The sequence below is a fragment of the Rhizobium sp. SG741 genome (assembly GCF_012275435.1).
GTDB classification, from domain to species: Bacteria; Pseudomonadota; Alphaproteobacteria; order Rhizobiales; family Rhizobiaceae; genus Rhizobium; species Rhizobium lusitanum.
Window position 1 is genome coordinate 793,013 of sequence record NZ_JAAZQP010000001.1, and the last position, 17,804, is coordinate 810,816.

At 60.9% G+C, this 17,804-nt stretch carries 17 protein-coding genes; 11 read left to right on the top strand and 6 right to left on the bottom strand.

Going from position 1 to position 17,804, the window contains the following annotated elements:
- Positions 1 to 191 precede the first annotated feature (191 nt).
- Positions 192 to 3,440 carry a response regulator gene (locus FHT29_RS04085; protein WP_168599225.1) on the top strand — a complete coding sequence of 1,083 codons (3,249 nt, stop codon included), beginning with the start codon at positions 192 to 194 and terminating at the stop codon, positions 3,438 to 3,440.
- Here FHT29_RS04085 and mnmD read toward each other — a convergent pair.
- Complete coding sequence (gene mnmD / locus FHT29_RS04090) at positions 3,437 to 4,171, bottom strand: tRNA (5-methylaminomethyl-2-thiouridine)(34)-methyltransferase MnmD (RefSeq protein ID WP_168599226.1); 735 nt, start codon at positions 4,169 to 4,171, stop codon at positions 3,437 to 3,439. The genes FHT29_RS04085 and mnmD overlap by 4 nt on opposite strands.
- Between mnmD and FHT29_RS04095 the strand changes: the two genes are divergently transcribed.
- From FHT29_RS04095 to FHT29_RS04130, 8 genes are all read left to right on the top strand, one after another.
- Positions 4,170 to 5,354, top strand: a complete 1,185-nt coding sequence (locus FHT29_RS04095; RefSeq protein ID WP_168599227.1) for an FAD-binding oxidoreductase — start codon at positions 4,170 to 4,172, stop codon at positions 5,352 to 5,354. The two genes, mnmD and FHT29_RS04095, sit on opposite strands and share 2 nt — an antisense overlap.
- Before the next feature lie 105 nt (positions 5,355 to 5,459).
- A complete protein-coding gene (locus FHT29_RS04100) occupies positions 5,460 to 6,167 on the top strand; it encodes a DUF1045 domain-containing protein (RefSeq protein WP_037194932.1) in 708 nt (235 codons plus the stop codon).
- 167 nt (positions 6,168 to 6,334) lie between these two features.
- Entirely contained in the window at positions 6,335 to 7,258 is a 924-nt protein-coding gene (gene puuE / locus FHT29_RS04105) for an allantoinase PuuE (RefSeq protein ID WP_037194931.1), read from the top strand.
- Position 7,259: 1 nt separating this feature from the next.
- Positions 7,260 to 7,757, top strand: coding sequence for a 2-oxo-4-hydroxy-4-carboxy-5-ureidoimidazoline decarboxylase (gene uraD, locus FHT29_RS04110; protein WP_037194930.1), 498 nt, complete (start codon positions 7,260 to 7,262; stop codon positions 7,755 to 7,757).
- A gap of 70 nt (positions 7,758 to 7,827) precedes the next feature.
- Positions 7,828 to 8,190 (top strand): HepT-like ribonuclease domain-containing protein, encoded by a 363-nt coding sequence (locus tag FHT29_RS04115; protein WP_037194929.1) that lies wholly within the window; start codon positions 7,828 to 7,830, stop codon positions 8,188 to 8,190.
- A gap of 7 nt (positions 8,191 to 8,197) precedes the next feature.
- The gene (locus tag FHT29_RS04120) at positions 8,198 to 8,698 is read left to right on the top strand and encodes an ureidoglycolate lyase (RefSeq protein WP_037194928.1); all 501 of its coding nucleotides are present in this window, start codon (positions 8,198 to 8,200) and stop codon (positions 8,696 to 8,698) included.
- Positions 8,695 to 9,051: a hydroxyisourate hydrolase gene (gene uraH / locus FHT29_RS04125; RefSeq protein ID WP_168599228.1), complete on the top strand. Its 357-nt coding sequence runs from the start codon at positions 8,695 to 8,697 to the stop codon at positions 9,049 to 9,051. Before FHT29_RS04120 ends, uraH begins: the two co-directional genes overlap by 4 nt.
- 3 nt (positions 9,052 to 9,054) lie before the next feature.
- Entirely contained in the window at positions 9,055 to 9,795 is a 741-nt protein-coding gene (locus tag FHT29_RS04130) for a metallophosphoesterase family protein (protein ID WP_047562569.1), read from the top strand.
- On the opposite strand, the gene FHT29_RS04135 is transcribed toward FHT29_RS04130, so the two are convergent.
- The 3 genes from FHT29_RS04135 to puuD are packed head-to-tail and all read right to left on the bottom strand — an operon-like array spanning position 9,792 to position 13,521.
- Complete coding sequence (locus tag FHT29_RS04135) at positions 9,792 to 10,931, bottom strand: alpha-hydroxy acid oxidase (protein ID WP_047562571.1); 1,140 nt, start codon at positions 10,929 to 10,931, stop codon at positions 9,792 to 9,794. The two genes, FHT29_RS04130 and FHT29_RS04135, sit on opposite strands and share 4 nt — an antisense overlap.
- Positions 10,932 to 10,978: 47 nt before the next feature.
- Positions 10,979 to 12,286, bottom strand: coding sequence for a guanine deaminase (guaD, locus tag FHT29_RS04140; RefSeq protein ID WP_168599229.1), 1,308 nt, complete (start codon positions 12,284 to 12,286; stop codon positions 10,979 to 10,981).
- The gene (gene puuD, locus FHT29_RS04145; protein ID WP_047562574.1) at positions 12,283 to 13,521 is read right to left on the bottom strand and encodes a urate hydroxylase PuuD; all 1,239 of its coding nucleotides are present in this window, start codon (positions 13,519 to 13,521) and stop codon (positions 12,283 to 12,285) included. The genes guaD and puuD overlap by 4 nt, the downstream gene beginning before the upstream one ends.
- Before the next feature lie 206 nt (positions 13,522 to 13,727).
- Here puuD and FHT29_RS04150 point away from each other — a divergent pair, with 206 nt between their 5' ends.
- Positions 13,728 to 14,060 (top strand): hypothetical protein, encoded by a 333-nt coding sequence (locus FHT29_RS04150; RefSeq protein ID WP_047562946.1) that lies wholly within the window; start codon positions 13,728 to 13,730, stop codon positions 14,058 to 14,060.
- 3 nt (positions 14,061 to 14,063) lie between these two features.
- Here the strand turns inward: FHT29_RS04150 and FHT29_RS04155 are convergent, their stop codons facing one another.
- Positions 14,064 to 14,960, bottom strand: coding sequence for a LysR substrate-binding domain-containing protein (locus FHT29_RS04155; RefSeq protein WP_080760683.1), 897 nt, complete (start codon positions 14,958 to 14,960; stop codon positions 14,064 to 14,066).
- 102 nt (positions 14,961 to 15,062) lie between these two features.
- On the opposite strand from FHT29_RS04155, the gene FHT29_RS04160 reads away from it, so the two are divergent.
- Positions 15,063 to 15,266 carry a hypothetical protein gene (locus FHT29_RS04160; RefSeq protein ID WP_047638688.1) on the top strand — a complete coding sequence of 68 codons (204 nt, stop codon included), beginning with the start codon at positions 15,063 to 15,065 and terminating at the stop codon, positions 15,264 to 15,266.
- Positions 15,267 to 15,370: 104 nt separating this feature from the next.
- Here FHT29_RS04160 and xdhB read toward each other — a convergent pair whose 3' ends face one another.
- Positions 15,371 to 17,710, bottom strand: a complete 2,340-nt coding sequence (gene xdhB, locus FHT29_RS04165) for a xanthine dehydrogenase molybdopterin binding subunit (RefSeq protein WP_168599230.1) — start codon at positions 17,708 to 17,710, stop codon at positions 15,371 to 15,373.
- Positions 17,711 to 17,804 lie beyond the last annotated feature (94 nt).

The following is a 17,804-nucleotide window of genomic DNA, read 5'->3' on the forward strand; positions in this document are numbered from 1 at the left end:
GGAGGATTCTTGGCAGAGTTTAGAGCGCCGTGCCGCCGTCGTTTGCGACGAAGGCATGACCGTTATAGGATAGTGCATGGCCTGAACGCGACGTTGCATGCCGGGTTAAACATGGTTAACGCGTTGTTAAAGCGATTTGTGATAGAGCGTCGTTTCATGAACTATCGTGTGCGGTGAGAAGAGAGATCCCGTTGAATCTGGACGGTGAACTGCTGGAGATGGCCTGCCGCCGGATCGCCAATCTGGATAGGCCGGCCTATATCAAGAACAGCGAGCTGCGCTACGTCGCCGTCAACGAGGCCTATGCGCGCTTCTTCCAGCGCGATATCTCCGATTTCATCGGCAACCGCAGCCACGATGTGCTCGACGCCGTCGAAAGCGCCGACCGGGAAGACAGGGAGCGGCGTGCGCTCGTCTTCGGCTCCGAGGAGACGGCGCTCTGCTTCGATCCCACGGGTCGTCAGCGCGCCCGCATGCAGATCGAAAGCTTTTCACCTTCGGAAGACCGCGTCTATGTGTTCGGCATGTCTGTCGACGCCCCGGCCGCATCCGACGATATCTCGACTGACGGGAAAGAGGGTGGGAGCCTCGATGAGGTCAGTTTTTTCCGCACAGTTCTGGAGGATCTGCCGGTTGCGACCTTCGTGCGCGATGCCAACCACCGGCTGATCTATGCCAACGCGGCTCATGCCGCCATCACCGGGCTCGACCGCGAGGAAATGCTTGGCAAGACCGAGCATGAGATGTTCGATGTCGGCGCGGATGACTTCTTTGCCGAAAACGAGGTCGCGCTGAAGGACGGGCGTGGGCACGAATTCGAAAGCGAAATGGTGGATCGGCAGCAGATCAAGCATCCTGTCAAGATCCGCGTCAACCGCGCCGTAACATCCGATGGCGGCCACTATGCCGTTGGCTCCATAACCGATACATCGGCGCTGAGGCAGCGAGAAACGCAATTGATGGAGGCGCAAGCCCGCGCCGAGGCGCTGCATCAGGATCTCGACAATACTCTCCGTTCGATGCCGATCGGGGTTTTGATCCACAACAGCGACTACATCGTGGAATACGTCAACGATGCCTGCTACGACATTTGGGGGTTCTCCAAGGACGAGCGTTTCGAAGGCCGGCCTTATCGCGATCTCATCGCCAAGCACTTCGAGCTCGAGCGCTTCGGCTCCGACTACCGTAGCGTCGACGACATCTATGAGGCGCGCCTGGCCGCCCTGCGCAAGGCAGGGCCGCATCTGCAGACGGAAGTGAATTTTGCCGACGGCAAGTCCGTCATCATCGATGCACGCCGTATTTCGAATGGCCGGACCTTAGTGTCCTACACGGATATTTCCTCCGTGCGACAGCAATCCCAGGAGATCACCGAGACCCGCCTGGCGCTGGAGCGCCTTGGGGGGTTGATGGCCGACGCGATGCAGGCCATGTGTCAAGGGCTCCTGATCGTGCAGGACGGCGTGATCGTGGTGGCAAACGAAACGCTGAAGGACATGCTGAAGCTGCCGGCGGAAAGCCTGGAGGTCGGCAGGAACTGGTCGATCGCGTTCGATTATTGCTCCGGACGGGGCGATTTCGGCGACGATCCGGAGACCGTGCGCGAGTGCTGGGGCGAGAGCATCGCGGCAGGCAAGCCGATCTCTGCCGTGTTCCAGGTCGTCGGCGACCGGTGGATGCAGCTCGATGCCGCGGTCGGCGAGCATCGCCGTTGGATCGTGGTGCTGACGGATGTCACCGAAATGAAGGAGCGCGAAGCGGATCTGCAGCTTCTGCTGGCTCGCAGCAATGCGGCGGATCGTGCGAAGTCCGAATTCCTGACGAATATGAGTCATGAAATCCGCACGCCGATGAACGGAGTTCTGGGCATGGCGGAATTGCTTGGCAAGACCGATCTCGACGCCCGGCAGAAGACGTTTGTCGACATCATCGTCAAGTCGGGTACCGCCCTTCTGACCATTATCAACGATATTCTCGACTTCTCGAAGATCGACACCGGCGAAATGCATCTGCGCAAGGTGGCATTCGATCCGGTGGAGGCGGTCGAGGATGTTGCGACGCTGATGGCGGCTGCCGCGGCGGAGAAGCATATCGAATTGCTGGTGCGCACAGCGCCCGGCGTGCCTGCCGCGATGCTTGGGGATGCCGGGCGTTTCCGCCAGATCGTCACCAACCTCGTCGGCAACGCGATCAAATTTACCGAGCGCGGCCATGTATTGGTCGAACTGGATAGCCAGTCGTCCCCCGGAAGCGAGCCGGTGCTGACGCTGCGCGTCGAGGACACGGGCATAGGCATTCCCGATGAAAAGCTCGATACCATTTTCGAGAAGTTCTCGCTGGCGGATTCATCCTTCGCGCGCCGTCTCGAGGGCTCCGGTCTCGGTCTCTCTATCACGGCCGGTCTGGTCGATCTTTTCGGCGGTTCGCTCTCAATCGAAAGCGAATGGGGCAAGGGATCGGTCTTCACCGTCGATCTGCCTATGCCGCTGGTTGCCGAGCGCGGCAAATCTCCGGATCTGCCGGCCAACGTCAAGGGCGTCGGCATCCTGGTCGTGGAAGACAATGAGATCCATCGGCGCATATTGACCGGGCAATTGGCGCAATGGGGGTTCGACGGCTACGCGGCCGAGGACGGCAAGACCGCGCTCGCCATTCTGGACGCCGCTTTCGACATGGGCGTGCCTGTCGATGCCCTGATCATCGATTACAGTATGCCCGGTATGAACGGCTATCAGGTCGCGCGTGCCGTTCGCGCCGATTCGCGCTTCGACTCAGTGCCCATGATGTTTCTCACATCGATGGGTGTTGTCGGCTACGACAAGGAGTTCACGGCCGTCAACGGCCAGGCGCATCTGATGAAGCCGGTGCGCGCCAATGTGTTGCGCAGCACGATTATCGATGTCGTGCGCACATCGCGCCGGCGGAAGACCAACGGCCAGACAGGCGCCGGTGTCAGATCATCGCCGCTGGAGGCTGAAGCCGCTGCCGCGATCGGGACCACCGAACAGATGGCCTCGCCAAAACCCGGCAATGCCATCGACGTTCTCGTCGCCGAGGACAATGAGGTGAATCAGATCGTGTTCACGCAAATTCTGCAGGCGACGGGCCTGCGCTTCCTCGTCGTAGAGAACGGTCAGGCGGCTGTGGATGCATGGCGCCAGTTGCGGCCGTCGATGATCCTGATGGACGTCACCATGCCCGTCATGAATGGCCATCAGGCGACGCGAATGATCCGGCAGGTCGAGGCGCAAGTCGGGCAGGGTTGGCACGTGCCCATCATCGGGGTCACGGCGCATGCGCTGGATGTGGATCGCGTGATGTGCATGGAAGCGGGCATGGACGACTGCCTGTCGAAACCGATCAGCCCCGAGCTTCTCGAGGCCAAGATGCGGCGTTGGCTTGGCGATGCGGCTCTTCAGGCCGATCGCTCCAGCAGTTAAGCCGGCTTGACCCCGCAGAGCATTTCCCGCTTGCCGGCAAAGCCCTGCCGCCGCTCCACGACGAAGCCTGCCGCCTGCAGATTGCGGCGTACGAAACCGGCGGCCGCGTAGGTGGCGAAAGTGCCGTTCGCAGCCGTCTTGCCATAGAGCTCCTGCATGAGTTCCGGCGACCACATGTCAGCATTTCGCGAGGGCGCGAACCCGTCGAGATACCAGGCATCGAAGCCTGGTTGCGCGTTGCGCACGCCATCGAGCGCCGGGCCGCAAGCGACGGTCAGGCGCGTGTGGGCGTCGAGCCTCAGCGATACCATGCCTTGTGGATCGCTTGGCCAGGCGGCAACGAGGGCTTGGCGTTCGCTGTCGATCTCAGGCCAATGCGACAGGGCGCGATCGATCTCCTCAGCCCGCATCGGGTAAAGCTCGAAGGACATGAAATGCAGTTCAGAGCCCGATGTCGCCTGCTGGCGCCATTGACGCCATGTCTCGCAGAAGTTCAGGCCGGTGCCGAAGCCCAATTCGCCGATGAGGAAGTTCCGTGCCTGCTGCCAGCGGGCCGGCAAGCCGTTGCCGGCCAGAAAGACATGGCCGCATTCCAGCCGGCCATCGGTCTGGCAATAAAAATGGTCGCCAAAAGCCGTCGAATAGGGCATATCGCCGTCGCGCCATTCGAGCTCCGGGCTTGCCGCATTGGTTTCGGACGCCTGCGTCCGATCGGAAACTGGATCTGTCATGGAAAGAGCCGATAATCCCCCAAGACCAGCCCGTCAATCATCCGTCGATCTGCTGGTCGTCGGCGGCGGCATTATGGGCCTGTGGGCGGCTGTTCATGCCGAACGCCTCGGTATGCAGACACTGCTCGTCGATGCCGACCGCTTCGGGCAGGGGGCAAGCGGCGGCCTGCTCGGCGCGCTGATGCCGCATATGCCGGACAAATGGTCCGAGAAGAAGCAGTTTCAATTCGATGCGCTCGTATCTCTGGAAAAGGAAATTGCGGCCTTGGAAGCGGCGACCGGGCTTTCTGCCGGGTACCGTAGGGCCGGTCGGCTGATCCCGTTGCCGAAGCCGCATTTGCTGGAGATCGCGCGCGGTCATTCGCGGGATGCCGAAACGCATTGGTATCAGGATGGGCGTGAGTTTCACTGGCATGTGCTGGGCGCTGCACCCGTTCAGGGCTGGATCGATCCGTCGGCTGGCGGAAGCGGTTTCGTCTTCGATACGCTCGCAGCGCGTGTTGCCCCGCGCGCTCTGCTGAAAGTCCTGGTGAACTTTCTTGCCGGGGCCAAGCATGTGCGGCTGATGGAGGGCTTGCGCATCGATGGCATCGATCCGGAGAGGGGTGTGGCGACCACGAGCGAGGGCGATATCCGCTTCGGACGCTGCATCCTTTCGGCCGGGCATGATTCCTTCCCGATATTGGACGGGCTGACGCATGGCCGTCAATCGTCTCTGGGCCAGCCAGTAAAGGGTCAGGCCGCCTTGCTGAAGACGAATGTCGACGGCAGCCTTCCGGTGATCTTTCGCGACGGTCTCTATATCGTCCCGCATGAGGGCGGGCTCGTGGCGATCGGCAGCACCAGCGAGAATCGCTTCGACGACCCACTGTCGACGGACGGCCAATTGGATGACTTGCTGATCGCGGCCCGCGCCATGGCGCCGATTCTGGCCGATGCGGAGGTCCTCGAACGCTGGGCGGGCCTGCGGCCGAAGGCGGTTGATCGTGACCCGATGGTGGGCGCGCATCCCGACCATCCGTCCCTGATCGCATTGACCGGCGGCTTCAAGGTCAGCTTCGGACTGGCACACCGGCTGGCCGAGGCTGCTGTGCGGGAGGCGGCGGATATGGCCTGTTGCTTCAAGTTGCCGCAGACATTCACGTTAGCGAGCCATATTGCCGTCGTATCACGTAAAACGTGAATATACGCCCCTTCAGGTCGTCAATCTGTCACGCAAATCACCTATCTCCTTGGCCGTTAGCACCCGGCTCGGTCAGCCGGCTTATTGCGCCCTGGAGGAGATTTTATGCGCTACGCCATTTGCTTCACGCCGTCTGCGAGCGATCCGCTGACGCTCGTGGCCGCAAATTGGCTCGGCCGTAACGTCTATTCCGGCGAGATGGTCGACCCGCCTGCCATTCGCGGGCTTGGCATCCACGAGATTGCTTTCTACACCGCCGTTCCCCGCCGCTATGGTTTCATGGGTCTCCTGAAGGCGCCTTTCCGCCTGGCGGACGATATGTCCGAAGCGGCGTTGCTGCGCGAGCTCATGCGGTTTTCCGGCACGGTCGCACCGTTCGAGATCCCGAAGCTCGAGGTCGCGCGGCTTGGCGGCGCGCTGGGCCTGGTTCCTTCCGCGCCAAGCCAGCAGATGAATTTTCTCGCAGCGTCCCTGGTTCAGGCTTTCGATCACTATCGCGCGCCATTGACCGAAGCCGAGTTCGAACGTATCGATCCGGACGGTCTTTCGGCGACGCAATTTGCCAACCTGCACCGTTGGGGCCATCCGCATGTCATGGATGAGTTCCGCTTTCAGATGATGCTGACCGGCACCGTCAGTCCCAGCGACATCCAACGCATAGAACGAGTACTGCGCGACTTTTTCGAGCCGGCGCTCGCCGCGCCGCTTCCCGTATCCAACATTGCCTTGATGATGGAGGATGGTTCCGGCGGTCCTTTCCGGGTGCATTCCCTGCATCCGATGGGCAAGGTCAGCGCCCGTAAGATCGCCTGAAACGCCAGGTATTGTCGCAGCCCAGGCATTGGACTGACGTATCGGCTCCAAGGCGCATCGTTCACCTGCTAGCGGCTTGCGATTGAAAGGAAAGTGATTTTCGCACTTTCCGTCTCGACTTTCCCTGCATGGATGCTACCGTTCGGCTTGTTCGAGAAGGTGCTTCAATGTCGGAAAACTACTCCCGCAATCTCATCGGCTACGGCCGCAACACGCCGGATCCGAAATGGCCGGGCGATGCTCGCGTCGCGGTGCAATTCGTGATCAATTACGAAGAGGGCGGAGAGAGCTGTATTCTCGACGGCGATCCGGCTTCGGAAAACCTGTTGTCCGAGATTGTCGGCGCTGCGGCCTGGCCGAACCAGCGCAACCTCAACATGGAATCGATCTACGAATATGGCGCGCGCGCCGGCTTTTGGCGGCTGTGGCGCATGTTCACCGAACTCAAGGTCCAGGCGACGGTCTATGGCGTAACGCTTGCCATGGCGCGCAATCCCGAAGCGGTCGCCGCCATGAAGGAAGCCGGCTGGGAGATTGCCAGTCACGGCTACCGCTGGCTGGAATACAAGGATTTTTCGGAGGATCTGGAGCGCAAGCATATTCTCGAGGCGGTGCGGCTGCACACCGAGATCACCGGCGAGCGGCCCTTGGGCATGTATCAGGGCAAGCCGTCAGACAATACGCTGCGGCTTATCATGGAGGAGGGCGGCTTCCTTTATTCCTCGGATTCCTATGCCGACGATCTGCCCTATTGGGTCGATGGCTTGAATGGCAAGCCGTTCCTGATCATTCCCTACACGCTCGAAACCAACGACATGCGCTTTGCCACGCCGCAAGGCTTCAACTCGGGTGACCAGTTCTTCACCTACCTTAAGGATGCCTTCGACACGCTTTACGAGGAGGGCAAGCAGGGCAGCCCGAAGATGATGTCCGTCGGTTTGCATTGCCGCCTCGTCGGCCGTCCGGGCCGCGCTGCGGCGCTGCGGCGGTTCATGGAGTATGTGCTGAAGCACGATAAGGTCTGGATCCCTCGTCGTATCGAGATCGCCAACCACTGGTACCAGCATCATCTTCCCGGGGGCGAGCGCTGAGATGATATCGCGCGACGAATTCGTGAGCCGTTTCGGTGGTGTTTTCGAGCATTCGCCCTTCATCGCCGAGCGCGCCTATGACGCAGGGTTCATTGTCGAACCATTGACCTCGGGTGGCGTGCACAGTGCTCTGACCAAGATTTTCCGTGCGGCGAGCGCGGAGGAGCGGCTTGGCGTCCTGCGCGCTCACCCTGATCTGGCCGGCCGGCTGGCAATTGCCGGCGAGCTTACCGAGGACAGCCGCAAGGAGCAGGCCGGCGCCGGGCTCGACCGGCTGAGCCCGGCGGAACATGCCCGCTTCACGGAACTCAACGACGCCTATGTGACCAAGTTCGGCTTTCCCTTCATTATTGCGGTCAAGGGCCTCGGCAAGGACGATATTCTGGCTGCCTTCGAGACGCGGGTCGACAATAGCCGTGAGGCGGAGTTTGCGACGGCAACGGCGCAGGTTGAGAAGATCGCCCTGTTGCGCCTGCAATCCATGCTTCCGGAAAGCTGATGTGCGGAAAGCGCTGCTATCTTTCCCATTCCGCTGATGGCTTAGTATCTGGCCAAGGGAGCTGCATAACATGAGTTTGGATCGGCTGATTACGCATCTCGATCGCATGCAGCAGGCCGGATCCGAAATAGGCCGGTTTCTTCAAGGCATTGGTCGAGACAGCTTTTTCACGAATGCTGAGAAGCAACGTGCCGTCGGTATGAATCTCGTGTTGCTGGGCGAAGCGGCTGCGCGCATTTCGGAGGAATATCCCGAATTTGTCGTTGACCATCCGAATCTACCTTGGCATGCGCTAGGCGACCTTCGGAATCGAATTGCGCAGGGCTATTTCGATGTCGAGCTGACGGCCTTGTGGAATATGGCGCAAACATCCGTTCCGGAATTGCTCTCACAACTGGACTCCATTCGCCACTGGCGAGCGGAAGGCGAATAATCATAGAATGACACAGCATCTGGACATTCTTCCTCTGACGAAGGCGGCATTTGCGCCATTCGGCGACGTGATCGAGGCCGATCCGGCGACCATGCGCTTCATCAACGGCGGTACGACGGAGCGTTTCCACGCGCTGTCCACCGCCGAAGCCATTGGTGACGGCGCTCGGGTAATCCTGAACCTGTTTCGCGGTCAACCGCGCGCCTTTCCCTTTACAATCGAGATGATGGAGCGCCATCCTTTCGGCAGTCAATGTTTCGTGCCGCTCAACGGCCGGCCATTTCTGGTGGTCGTCGCGCAGGACGAAGACGGCAGGCCCGGCAAGCCGCAGGTCTTCATGGCGCGGGGTGATCAAGGTGTGAACTATCGGGTCAATACCTGGCATTATCCCCTGATGGCACTCGGCGAGCAGAGCGATTTTCTCGTGGCCGACCGTGACGGGCCGGGAAACAATCTGGTCGAATTCTTTTTCGACACCCCCTTCACCATCGGAGCGCCGACCCTATGACCGGACTGACGACCCATGTGCTCGATACAGCTCTCGGCAAGCCGGCCGAAGGCTTGATCATCGATCTTTTCAGGATCGAGGGGGATACCCGCACGCATCTGAAGATGATGATGACCAATTCGGACGGGCGCGTGGACGGCGGGCCTATCCTGATCGGCGATAGTTTCGTCGTCGGGACTTACGAACTACTTTTCCGGGCTGGGGACTATTTGCGGGCAACTGGGGCCAGGTTACCTGATCCGGCTTTCCTTGATCTCGTGCCGATCCGTTTCGGTATTGCCGATACGACTGCGCATTATCATGTGCCGCTGCTGATCTCGCCTTACGGCTATTCCACCTATCGCGGGAGCTAAGACTTGCGTTTTGCTGTTATTGCCGATGTCCACGGTAATCATCTGGCGCTGGAGGCGGTGCTCGAGGATATCCGCAGGCAAGGCATCGCCGAGATCGTCAATCTCGGCGATTGCTTCAGCGGGCCACTGACGGCGGGAAAGACGGCCGATATCCTGCTGGAGCTGCGCGCCGTGACGGTTCGCGGCAACCATGATCGGTATCTGATCGAACAGCAGCCGGAAACGATGCATGTTTCGGATCGGGCCGCTCATGCGGAGCTGGCTGAGCATCATCTCGATTGGCTGCGCAACCTGCCTTTCAGCATGGTCTACCGGAACGAAGCCTATCTCTGCCATGCCACCCCCGCCGATGACAACGTCTATTGGCTGGAATCCGTCTCGCCGGACGGTCACGTCTATCTGAAGCCGCTGAAGGAGATCGAAGCGCTGGCTGCCGGCATCGATTTTCCGTTGATCCTGTGCGGTCACAGCCACATTCCGCGAGCCGTCCGGCTTTTCGATGGGCGCCTGATCGTCAACCCCGGCAGCGTCGGCTGCCCGGCCTATGACGACGATCTGCCCAATTATCACAAGGTCGAGGCCGGCCATCCCTTTGCCTCCTACGCCATTCTGGAAAAGACGGGCGATACCTGGCTGCCGATCTTCCGGCAGGTGGCCTATGATCACGGGGTGATGGCCCAACTCGCGGCGGAAAGAGGCCGCGAGGAATGGGCGGTCGGCTTGGCGACGGGCTGGTTGCGCTAGACCTCGGCGATAACAGTCCGATCCACCGTCTTGATATCGCGCTTGCCGCAAAGCGCCATGGATATATCCAGCTCCTTGCGGATGATCTCGAGCGCCAGCGAGACGCCTTCCTTGCCCATGGCGCCCAAGCCGTAGAGGAAGGGCCGGCCGATGAAGGTGCCCTTGGCGCCGAGGGCGACGGCTTTGAGCACGTCCTGACCCGAACGGATACCGCCATCCATATGCACTTCGATCCTGTCGCCGACGGCATCGACGATCCTCGGCAGCATGCTGATGGAAGAGGGGGCGCCGTCGAGCTGGCGGCCGCCATGGTTGGAAACGATGATGGCGTCCGCTCCTGTATCCACGGCTGCCTTCGCATCCTCGACATCCAGAATGCCCTTGATGATCAGCGGGCCGCCCCATTGCTCCTTGATCCAGGCGACGTCGCTCCAGGAGAGCTTGGGATCGAACTGCGAATGCGTCCAATGTGACAGCGTCGTCATGTCGGAGATGTCCTTGGCATGACCGATGATATTGCCGAAGGAATGACGTTTCGTTTTCAGCATCTCCATGCACCAGGCCGGCCGCGTCGCCATCTGCCAGACGTTTTTCGCCGTGAATTTCGGGGGCGCGGAGAGGCCGTTGCGGATATCGTTGTGGCGCTGGCCGAGGATCTGCAAGTCGGCCGTCAGCACCAGCGCCGAGCATTTTGCCGCCTTGGCACGACCGATGAGGTTCAGGACGAAGTCGCGATCCTTCATGACGTAGAGCTGGAACCAGAAAGGCTGCTTCGTCACGGAGGCGATGTCTTCGATGGAGCAGATGCTCATCGTCGACAGCGTGAATGGAATGCCGAATTCCTCTGCCGCGCGCGCCGCCAGCATCTCGCCGTCGGCGTGCTGCATGCCGGTGAGGCCCGTCGGTGCCAGCGCCACCGGCATGGCGGCCTTCTGGCCGACCATGGTCGTTTCCAGCGAACGATCGGACATATCGACGAGAACGCGCTGGCGCAGCTTGATCTTGGCGAAGTCCGCCTCGTTGGCGTTATAGGTCGACTCCGTCCAAGAACCGGAATCGGCGTATTGGAAGAACATCTTCGGCACGCGCCGCTGTGCGAGCTTCTTCAGTTCGGCAATGGTAAGCGGCGCGGTCATAGCTCTCTGCCTTCTCGAGGATTGTGTTGCGGCGGGTTCGGAGTGCCTTATTGCAGGATTGACTTCATAGGCTTCCCGGCGACATAGGTTTCGGCGATAGCGCGGTCGTCGCCCATCGTCTGCAGCAGGAACAGTTCTTCGGCCAGGCTCTTCACCACTTCCATCTTCAGCGCCATGGCGGGCGTGGCGGCGGCGTTGAGGATGATGAGGTCTGCCTCCGTGCCGGTGTCCAGCGTGCCGATCTTGTTGACGAGGGAGAGGGCCTCGGCGTTGCCGCGGGTCATATAGTAATAGCTTTCCAGCGGGTTCAAGCGCTCGCCCTGGAGCTGCTGGATCTTGTAGGCTTCGTCCATGGTTCTGAGCATGGAATAGCTGGAGCCGCCACCGATGTCGGTAGCGACGCCGATGCGGACGGGCTTTTCGCGGCGTGCCAGTGCCTTCAGCGGGAAGAGACCGGAGCCGAGGAAGAGGTTCGAGGTCGGGCAGTGCACGGCGACCGCGCCGGCCTCGCTCATGGCGTCCGCCTCGCGCTCGGAAAGATGGATCGCGTGGCCGAACAGGCTCTTTGGGCCGAGCAGCCCGTAACGGGCATAGATATCGGTATAGTCGATCGCTTCCGGGTAGAGTTCACCCGTGAACTTGATCTCGTCGTGGTTCTCGGAAAGGTGCGTCTGGATGTGCAGGTCCGGGAATTCGCGGGCGAGGGCGGCCGTCGCCTCCATCTGTGCCGGTGTGGAGGTAATGGCGAAGCGCGGCGTGATGGCGACGTGGTTGCGGCCCTTGCCATGCCAGTCTGCAATCACTTCGCGGGTCTCGTCATAGCCCGTCTCCGGCGTGTCGAGCAGCCCCTGCGGCGCATGCCGATCCATCATGACCTTGCCACCGACCATGCGCATGTCGCGGCGCATGGCTTCGGAGAAGAAGGCGTCGGCTGAGGTCTTGTGCACGGAGCAATAGGCAACGGCCGTGGTCGTGCCGTGGCGGATCAGTTCGTTATAGAAATGCGTGGCGATGCGCTCTGCATGGGCGCTTTCGACGAAGCGGCATTCCTCGGGAAAGGTGTAGGTGTTCAGCCATTCGAGCAGGTTGGCGGCATAGGAGGCGATCACCTGCATCTGCGGGAAATGCAGGTGCATGTCGATGAGACCGGGCAGGATCAGGTGTGGCCGGTGATCGACCTCGGTTACGTCGCCCGGTGCCTGCGCCTTGATGGTAGCGTAAGGGCCGATCGCGGCGATAATGCCGTTTTCGATCAGGAGGCCACCATCGCTTTCGTAAGTATAGCTGTCCGTGTCATCAAGGCCTTGCGGTGCGCGCTTGAAGGAAAGCAGGCGGCCGCGCAGAAGGGTGGTCATTGGCTTTTTTCTCCGACGGAGCTTTCGAACCAGGCGACCAGCAATTTGCGCTCCTCCGGCGTCACCTCGGTGACGTTGCCGGGAGGCATGGCATGGCTGCGGCCGGCCTGGATATAGATCTCCCGGGCATGCATAGCGATTTCCGCGTCATTTTCCAGCCTCACATCTTTCGGCGGCCGGACAACTCCCTCATAGACGGGCTCGGCCGCATGGCACATGGAACAACGCGTCGAGACCATCTGCTTGACGGCCGGAAAATGCGCGTCCGAGGCGAATTGCTGGAAGGCGGGCGCGACCGCATTGGCATCCTTTTCGCCGGTCAGCACCTTCGGAACGGTCGAAAGCCACATGATGACGATGAAGAGGACGAGCGTGACGATCCAGGTCCAGGTCGGGCGGCCCTTGCGGGCATGCGTCGTGTTGAACCAGTGGCGGATGGTGACGCCCATCAGGAACACCAGCGCCGCGATGATCCAGTTATAGGCCGTGCCGAAGGCCAGCGGATAGTGGTTCGACAGCATGAAGAAGATGACGGGCAGCGTCAGGTAGTTGTTGTGCAGTGAGCGCTGCTTGGCGATACGGCCGTATTTCGGGTCCGGTGTGCGGCCGGCGATCAAGTCGGCGACGACGATCTTCTGATTGGGGATGATGATCATGAAGACGTTGGCGGACATGATCGTCGCGGTAAACGCGCCGAGATGCAGGAAGGCGGCGCGGCCGGTGAAGAGGTGCGTATAGCCCCAGGCCATGAAGACGAGGACGGCATAGAGCACGATCATAAGGCCCCAGGTATTGTTGCCGAGCGGCGATTTGCAGAGCAGGTCGTAGACGATCCAGCCGCCGACAAGCGAGGCGAGCGAGATCAGGATGGCAACGGGGACGCTGACGTCAAGCACATGTCGGTCGATGAGAAAGAGATTGGCGCCGCCATAATAGACGATGCACATCATCAGGAAGCCGGAAAGCCAGGTAAAATAACTCTCGTATTTGAACCAGGTCAGATGCTCCGGCATCTGTGCGGGAGCCACGAGATATTTCTGGATATGATAGAATCCGCCGCCATGCACCTGCCACTCCTCGCCATAGGCGCCGGGCGGAAGATGCGGGCGCTTCACCAGCCCGAGATCGAGCGCGATGAAATAGAAGGACGAGCCGATCCAGGCAATCGCGGTTATGACGTGGAACCAGCGGGCGGCAAAGGCCAGCCATTCCCACGCTATGGCGTATTCATACATTCAGTTCCCCTTTTTCTCTTTCGACTCGATACCTTGCAAAATGTTGGGGGCGGATGGAAGGGGAGAGTTTGACGCGTCGGTCAAAAGCCATGGCCTTGTCGAGCGTCCGGTTCGCATTAGATCAGAATATGGCGGTTTTTAACGCCCTCGGCTGCTTGGAGCGGGCCGTGTCCGCGGCAGCCGTCCATTTCGACGGAGAATTGCCCATGCGTGGTGTTCTGGCGTTCGTATTTTTTCTTTTTGCAGCTGCCGCCCTGGCGCATGATGCGCCTTCCGGCTGGAGGTACGATCCCTATTGCTGCAACGGCGACGGCGAGAGCGGTGATTGCGAGATGATCCCTTCGCGCACCGTCACCGTCATTCCGGGCGGCTATCGAGTGACGCTCAACCCCGGCGACCATCGTTATGTGACGCACGCACATATCTTCACGCTGCCGCAGCGCAAGACGATGCGCTCACCCGACGGCGCCTATCATCTCTGCCTGTTTCCGGACGAAAACACGCCGCGCTGTTTCTATGCGCCTGATATGGCTTATTGAGCTCTATTCGAGCGGCCGGCCGAATTCGGCGAGGAGCCAGTCCCTAAAGGCACGGATGCGCGGCGTATGTCGCCTGTTTTCCGGGTAGGCGACCCAGTAGTCGGCGCCGTCGGTTGATAGGATATCGAAAGGCTGTATCAGCCGTCCGGAGGCAAGCTCCTCCGCGTAGAATTCCGGGGTCAGAATTGCGACGCCCTGGCCGGCCAGGGCAGCGCTTGCCTCGAAGGATTGCGCACCCAGCCTGCTTCGCGGTCTGCCCTGAAGGCCGGGATCGGGAACACCGGCTTCCTGGAACCATTGAACCCACCATGGATCGCCGGCATCGATGATGCGTAGCTTCAGCAGATCGGCAGGCTCGTGCACGCCTCCGATCGTCTCGGCCAGTGCCGGACTCAGCATTGGCGTGAAGGTCATCTTCATCAGCAGGTGCGCACGCAGGCCCGGCCATGTGCCCAATCCGGCACGGACGGCGATATCGGACGGCTCACGGGCGAAATCGATGATCGAGCCTGAGGTGGACAGTCGAACGGCAATTTTGGGATGTTTGAGCTGAAAGGAGCCGAGATGGCGAGCGAGCCATTGCGATGCGAAGGTTGGTGTCGAATGGATGAGGAGCGTGGTTTCGGCGTCGCCGCTGATCGAAGCCATGGCGTCCTGCAGCATGGCAAAGGCCTCGGCTACCTTCGGCGCCAGCTGCTCTCCGGTCTCGGTCAGTACGATCTGCCTCGGGCGGCGCAGGAACAGCGGCTCGCCGACGGTCTCTTCCAATAGCTTGATCTGGTAGCTGACGGCCGTCTGCGTCATGCCGAGTTCATCGCCGGCACGGGTGAAGCTGCCGAGCCTTGCTGCCGCTTCGAAGACGCGGAGTGCATTCAGCGGGAAGCGTTTCGACAGCTTCATGGATAAGTTCTCTTTATGTATGCAGATGATAGTTCGATTGGAATTCCAGCATTTTTTGCGGCACTGTGCAATTCACATCATTGATTGAATTGAGGTGTCGTCATGGATTGCTATGCTGTGGAACAGATGGAGGTAGCTAGACCAACGGGCTTGGCGCGCGTTCTGGAATCTTTGGCGCAGATGTTCGCCAGACATGCCGAGCCGTCGCCGCGCCTGGATCTCGAAGAGATACCGGACCGGCTGAAGCGCGATCTGGGTTTCCTTGACGGACGCGAGCCGCGTTACGAGGACAATCGGCTACGATAGGCCGCAAAGGCCGTCAGAAGTTCAGTGGCAAACATCCGGAGCACGAGCGAAGGATAGAATGGAGTTTGCTGCGAAGAAGGGAGAACAGGCGGCCGCCCAAAGCATCACATCCCCTTCAGCCGTTCTACCGCCATCAGCACCCGCTCTGGCGTTGCCGGCGCATCGAGACGCGGGCAGACGCGATAGTCGGCGACGCTGGCGACGGCCATGGATAGTGCTTCGAGCACCGAGATACTGAGCATGAATGGCGGTTCGCCGACGGCTTTCGAGCGGCCGATGGTAGCCTCGGTATTCTCGGACCATTCGGCAAGACGGACGTTGAAGATCTTCGGCCGATCGGAGGCGAGCGGGATCTTGTAGGTGGAGGGCGCATGGGTGCGCAGCCGGCCTTTGGCATCCCACCAGAGTTCTTCGGTGGTCAGCCAGCCCATGCCCTGCACGAAGGCGCCTTCGACCTGGCCGATATCGATCGCCGGATTGAGGGAGCGGCCGACGTCGTGGAGGATGTCGGTTCGGTCGATCAGGTATTCGCCGGTCAGCGTATCGATCGACACTTCCGAGCAGGCAGCGCCATAGGAGAAATAATAGAATGGCGTGCCGCGGCCGGCCTTGCGGTCCCAATGGATTTTCGGCGTCTTGTAGAAGCCGGCGGCGGAAAGCTGCACGCGGGCGAAGTATGCCTGCTTGACGAAATCCGGGAAGGGGATTTCCACATCGCCGACGCGCACGTGGTTCGGCAGGAATTGCACTTCCCCGGCACCGACGCCCCATTTTTCGACGGCGAAGGCGACGAGCCGTTCCTTGATCTGACGAGCGGCGTCATAGGCGGCCATGCCGTTCAGGTCCGAGCCGGAGGACGCGGCGGTCGCGGAGGTGTTCGGGACCTTGCCTGTCGTGGTAGCGGTGATCTTTACCCTGTCGATATCGACCTGGAAGCTGTCTGCCAAGACCTGCGCCACCTTGGTATAGAGACCCTGGCCCATCTCGGTGCCGCCATGGTTCAGGTGGATGGAGCCATCCTGATAGATATGCACCAGCGCGCCTGCCTGGTTGAAGGCAGTCATGGTGAAGGAGATGCCGAATTTCACCGGCGTCAGCGCGATCCCCTTGCGGATGAAGCGGCTGGAGCGGTTGAACTCGATAATGGCGTTGCGCCGCGTCTGATAATCGGCCGTCTCTTCCAGCTCGTCGACGATGCGGTTGATGATGTTGTCGGTGACTTCCTGATGATAGGGCGTGAGCGTCCGGCCGGATCCCGGCTGGCCGTAGAAGTTCGCGCGGCGGATCTCCAGCGGATCCTTGCCAAGCGCATAGGCGATCTCTTCAATGAAGCGCTCGCCGCCGACCATGCCCTGCGGGCCGCCGAAGCCGCGGAAGGCGGTGTTGGAAACGGTATGCGTCTTCAGCGGTTTCGAGACCAGATGCACATGCGGATAGAAATAGCTCGAATCCGCATGGAACAGCGCGCGGTCGGTGACCGGGCCGGAGAGGTCGGAGGAAAAGCCGCAGCGGGCGGCATAGGTGGCATCGACGGCGTGGATGCGACCGTCATCGTCGAAGCCGATCTCGTAGTCCAGCAGGAAGTCGTGTCGCTTGCCCGTGGCAGCCATGTCCTCGTCCCGGTCCGGACGGAACTTGACGGCGCGGCCGAGCTTCTTGGCGGCGAGGGCGGCGAGCGCTGCAAACTGGTTGCCCTGGGTTTCCTTGCCGCCGAAGCCGCCGCCCATGCGGCGCACATTGACCGTGACGGCATTGGACGGGATGTTCAGGACATGGCCGACGATGTGCTGGATTTCGCTGGGATGCTGGGTGGACGACCAGACGGCGACTTCATCGTCCTCGCCGGGGATTGCCATGGCGATATGGCTTTCGAGATAGAAATGCTCCTGGCCGCCGATGCGCATCTGCGCCTTGATGCGATGCTTGGCATTGGCCATCTCGGTTTCCGGTTCGCCGCGCTTCAGCGTCATCGGCTCGTAAACGAGCGGCGAGCCATTGGCGAGCGCCCCGTCGATATCGCTCCAATGGGGCAGGTCGCGGTAGTCGATCTTGGCGAGGCGAGCGGCGCGACGGGCCGCATCGCGCGTTTCCGCAATGACGGCGAAGATCGGCTGGCCGTGGAACTCGACCTTGGTTTCGGCGAGCAGCGGCTCGTCGTGCATGCCGTTGGAACTGGTGTCGTTGACGCCGGGAACATCGGCGCCGGTGAACACCCAGACGACGCCCGGATAGGCTCTGACGGCGGAAAGATCGATGGCGGCAATCTCGGCGTGCGCGCGGTCGGAGAGGCCGAGCGCGCCGTGCAGCAGGCCCGCGGGTTCGGGAATATCGTCGATGTAATCGGCGGTTCCGGTCACATGCTTATGGGCTGAATCATGCTTCAGCGAGTCATGCATCGAGCCGTTGATGACGACCTTGCGTTCTTCGAAAGTGGACTTATCCATGGTTCAAGCCTCCGCCGTTTCCCTTCTCCCCAGCGGGGAGGAAGGCGAAGAGGTATCTGCTGCGATCCGATAGCGTCATCGGTGCGGAGCGTGT

Excerpts from the sequence above, each read along its gene's own strand:
- FHT29_RS04095 (WP_168599227.1), top strand. The coding sequence starts at position 4,170 with ATGGAAAGAGCCGATAATCCCCCAAGACCAGCCCGTCAATCATCCGTC.
- mnmD (WP_168599226.1), bottom strand. The coding sequence starts at position 4,171 with ATGACAGATCCAGTTTCCGATCGGACGCAGGCGTCCGAAACCAATGCG.
- FHT29_RS04100 (WP_037194932.1), top strand. The coding sequence starts at position 5,460 with ATGCGCTACGCCATTTGCTTCACGCCGTCTGCGAGCGATCCGCTGACG.
- puuE (WP_037194931.1), top strand. The coding sequence starts at position 6,335 with ATGTCGGAAAACTACTCCCGCAATCTCATCGGCTACGGCCGCAACACG.
- uraD (WP_037194930.1), top strand. The coding sequence starts at position 7,260 with ATGATATCGCGCGACGAATTCGTGAGCCGTTTCGGTGGTGTTTTCGAG.
- FHT29_RS04115 (WP_037194929.1), top strand. The coding sequence starts at position 7,828 with ATGAGTTTGGATCGGCTGATTACGCATCTCGATCGCATGCAGCAGGCC.
- FHT29_RS04120 (WP_037194928.1), top strand. The coding sequence starts at position 8,198 with ATGACACAGCATCTGGACATTCTTCCTCTGACGAAGGCGGCATTTGCG.
- uraH (WP_168599228.1), top strand. The coding sequence starts at position 8,695 with ATGACCGGACTGACGACCCATGTGCTCGATACAGCTCTCGGCAAGCCG.
- FHT29_RS04135 (WP_047562571.1), bottom strand. The coding sequence starts at position 10,931 with ATGACCGCGCCGCTTACCATTGCCGAACTGAAGAAGCTCGCACAGCGG.
- guaD (WP_168599229.1), bottom strand. The coding sequence starts at position 12,286 with ATGACCACCCTTCTGCGCGGCCGCCTGCTTTCCTTCAAGCGCGCACCG.
- puuD (WP_047562574.1), bottom strand. The coding sequence starts at position 13,521 with ATGTATGAATACGCCATAGCGTGGGAATGGCTGGCCTTTGCCGCCCGC.
- FHT29_RS04150 (WP_047562946.1), top strand. The coding sequence starts at position 13,728 with ATGCGTGGTGTTCTGGCGTTCGTATTTTTTCTTTTTGCAGCTGCCGCC.
- FHT29_RS04155 (WP_080760683.1), bottom strand. The coding sequence starts at position 14,960 with ATGAAGCTGTCGAAACGCTTCCCGCTGAATGCACTCCGCGTCTTCGAA.
- FHT29_RS04160 (WP_047638688.1), top strand. The coding sequence starts at position 15,063 with ATGGATTGCTATGCTGTGGAACAGATGGAGGTAGCTAGACCAACGGGC.
- xdhB (WP_168599230.1), bottom strand. The coding sequence starts at position 17,710 with ATGGATAAGTCCACTTTCGAAGAACGCAAGGTCGTCATCAACGGCTCG.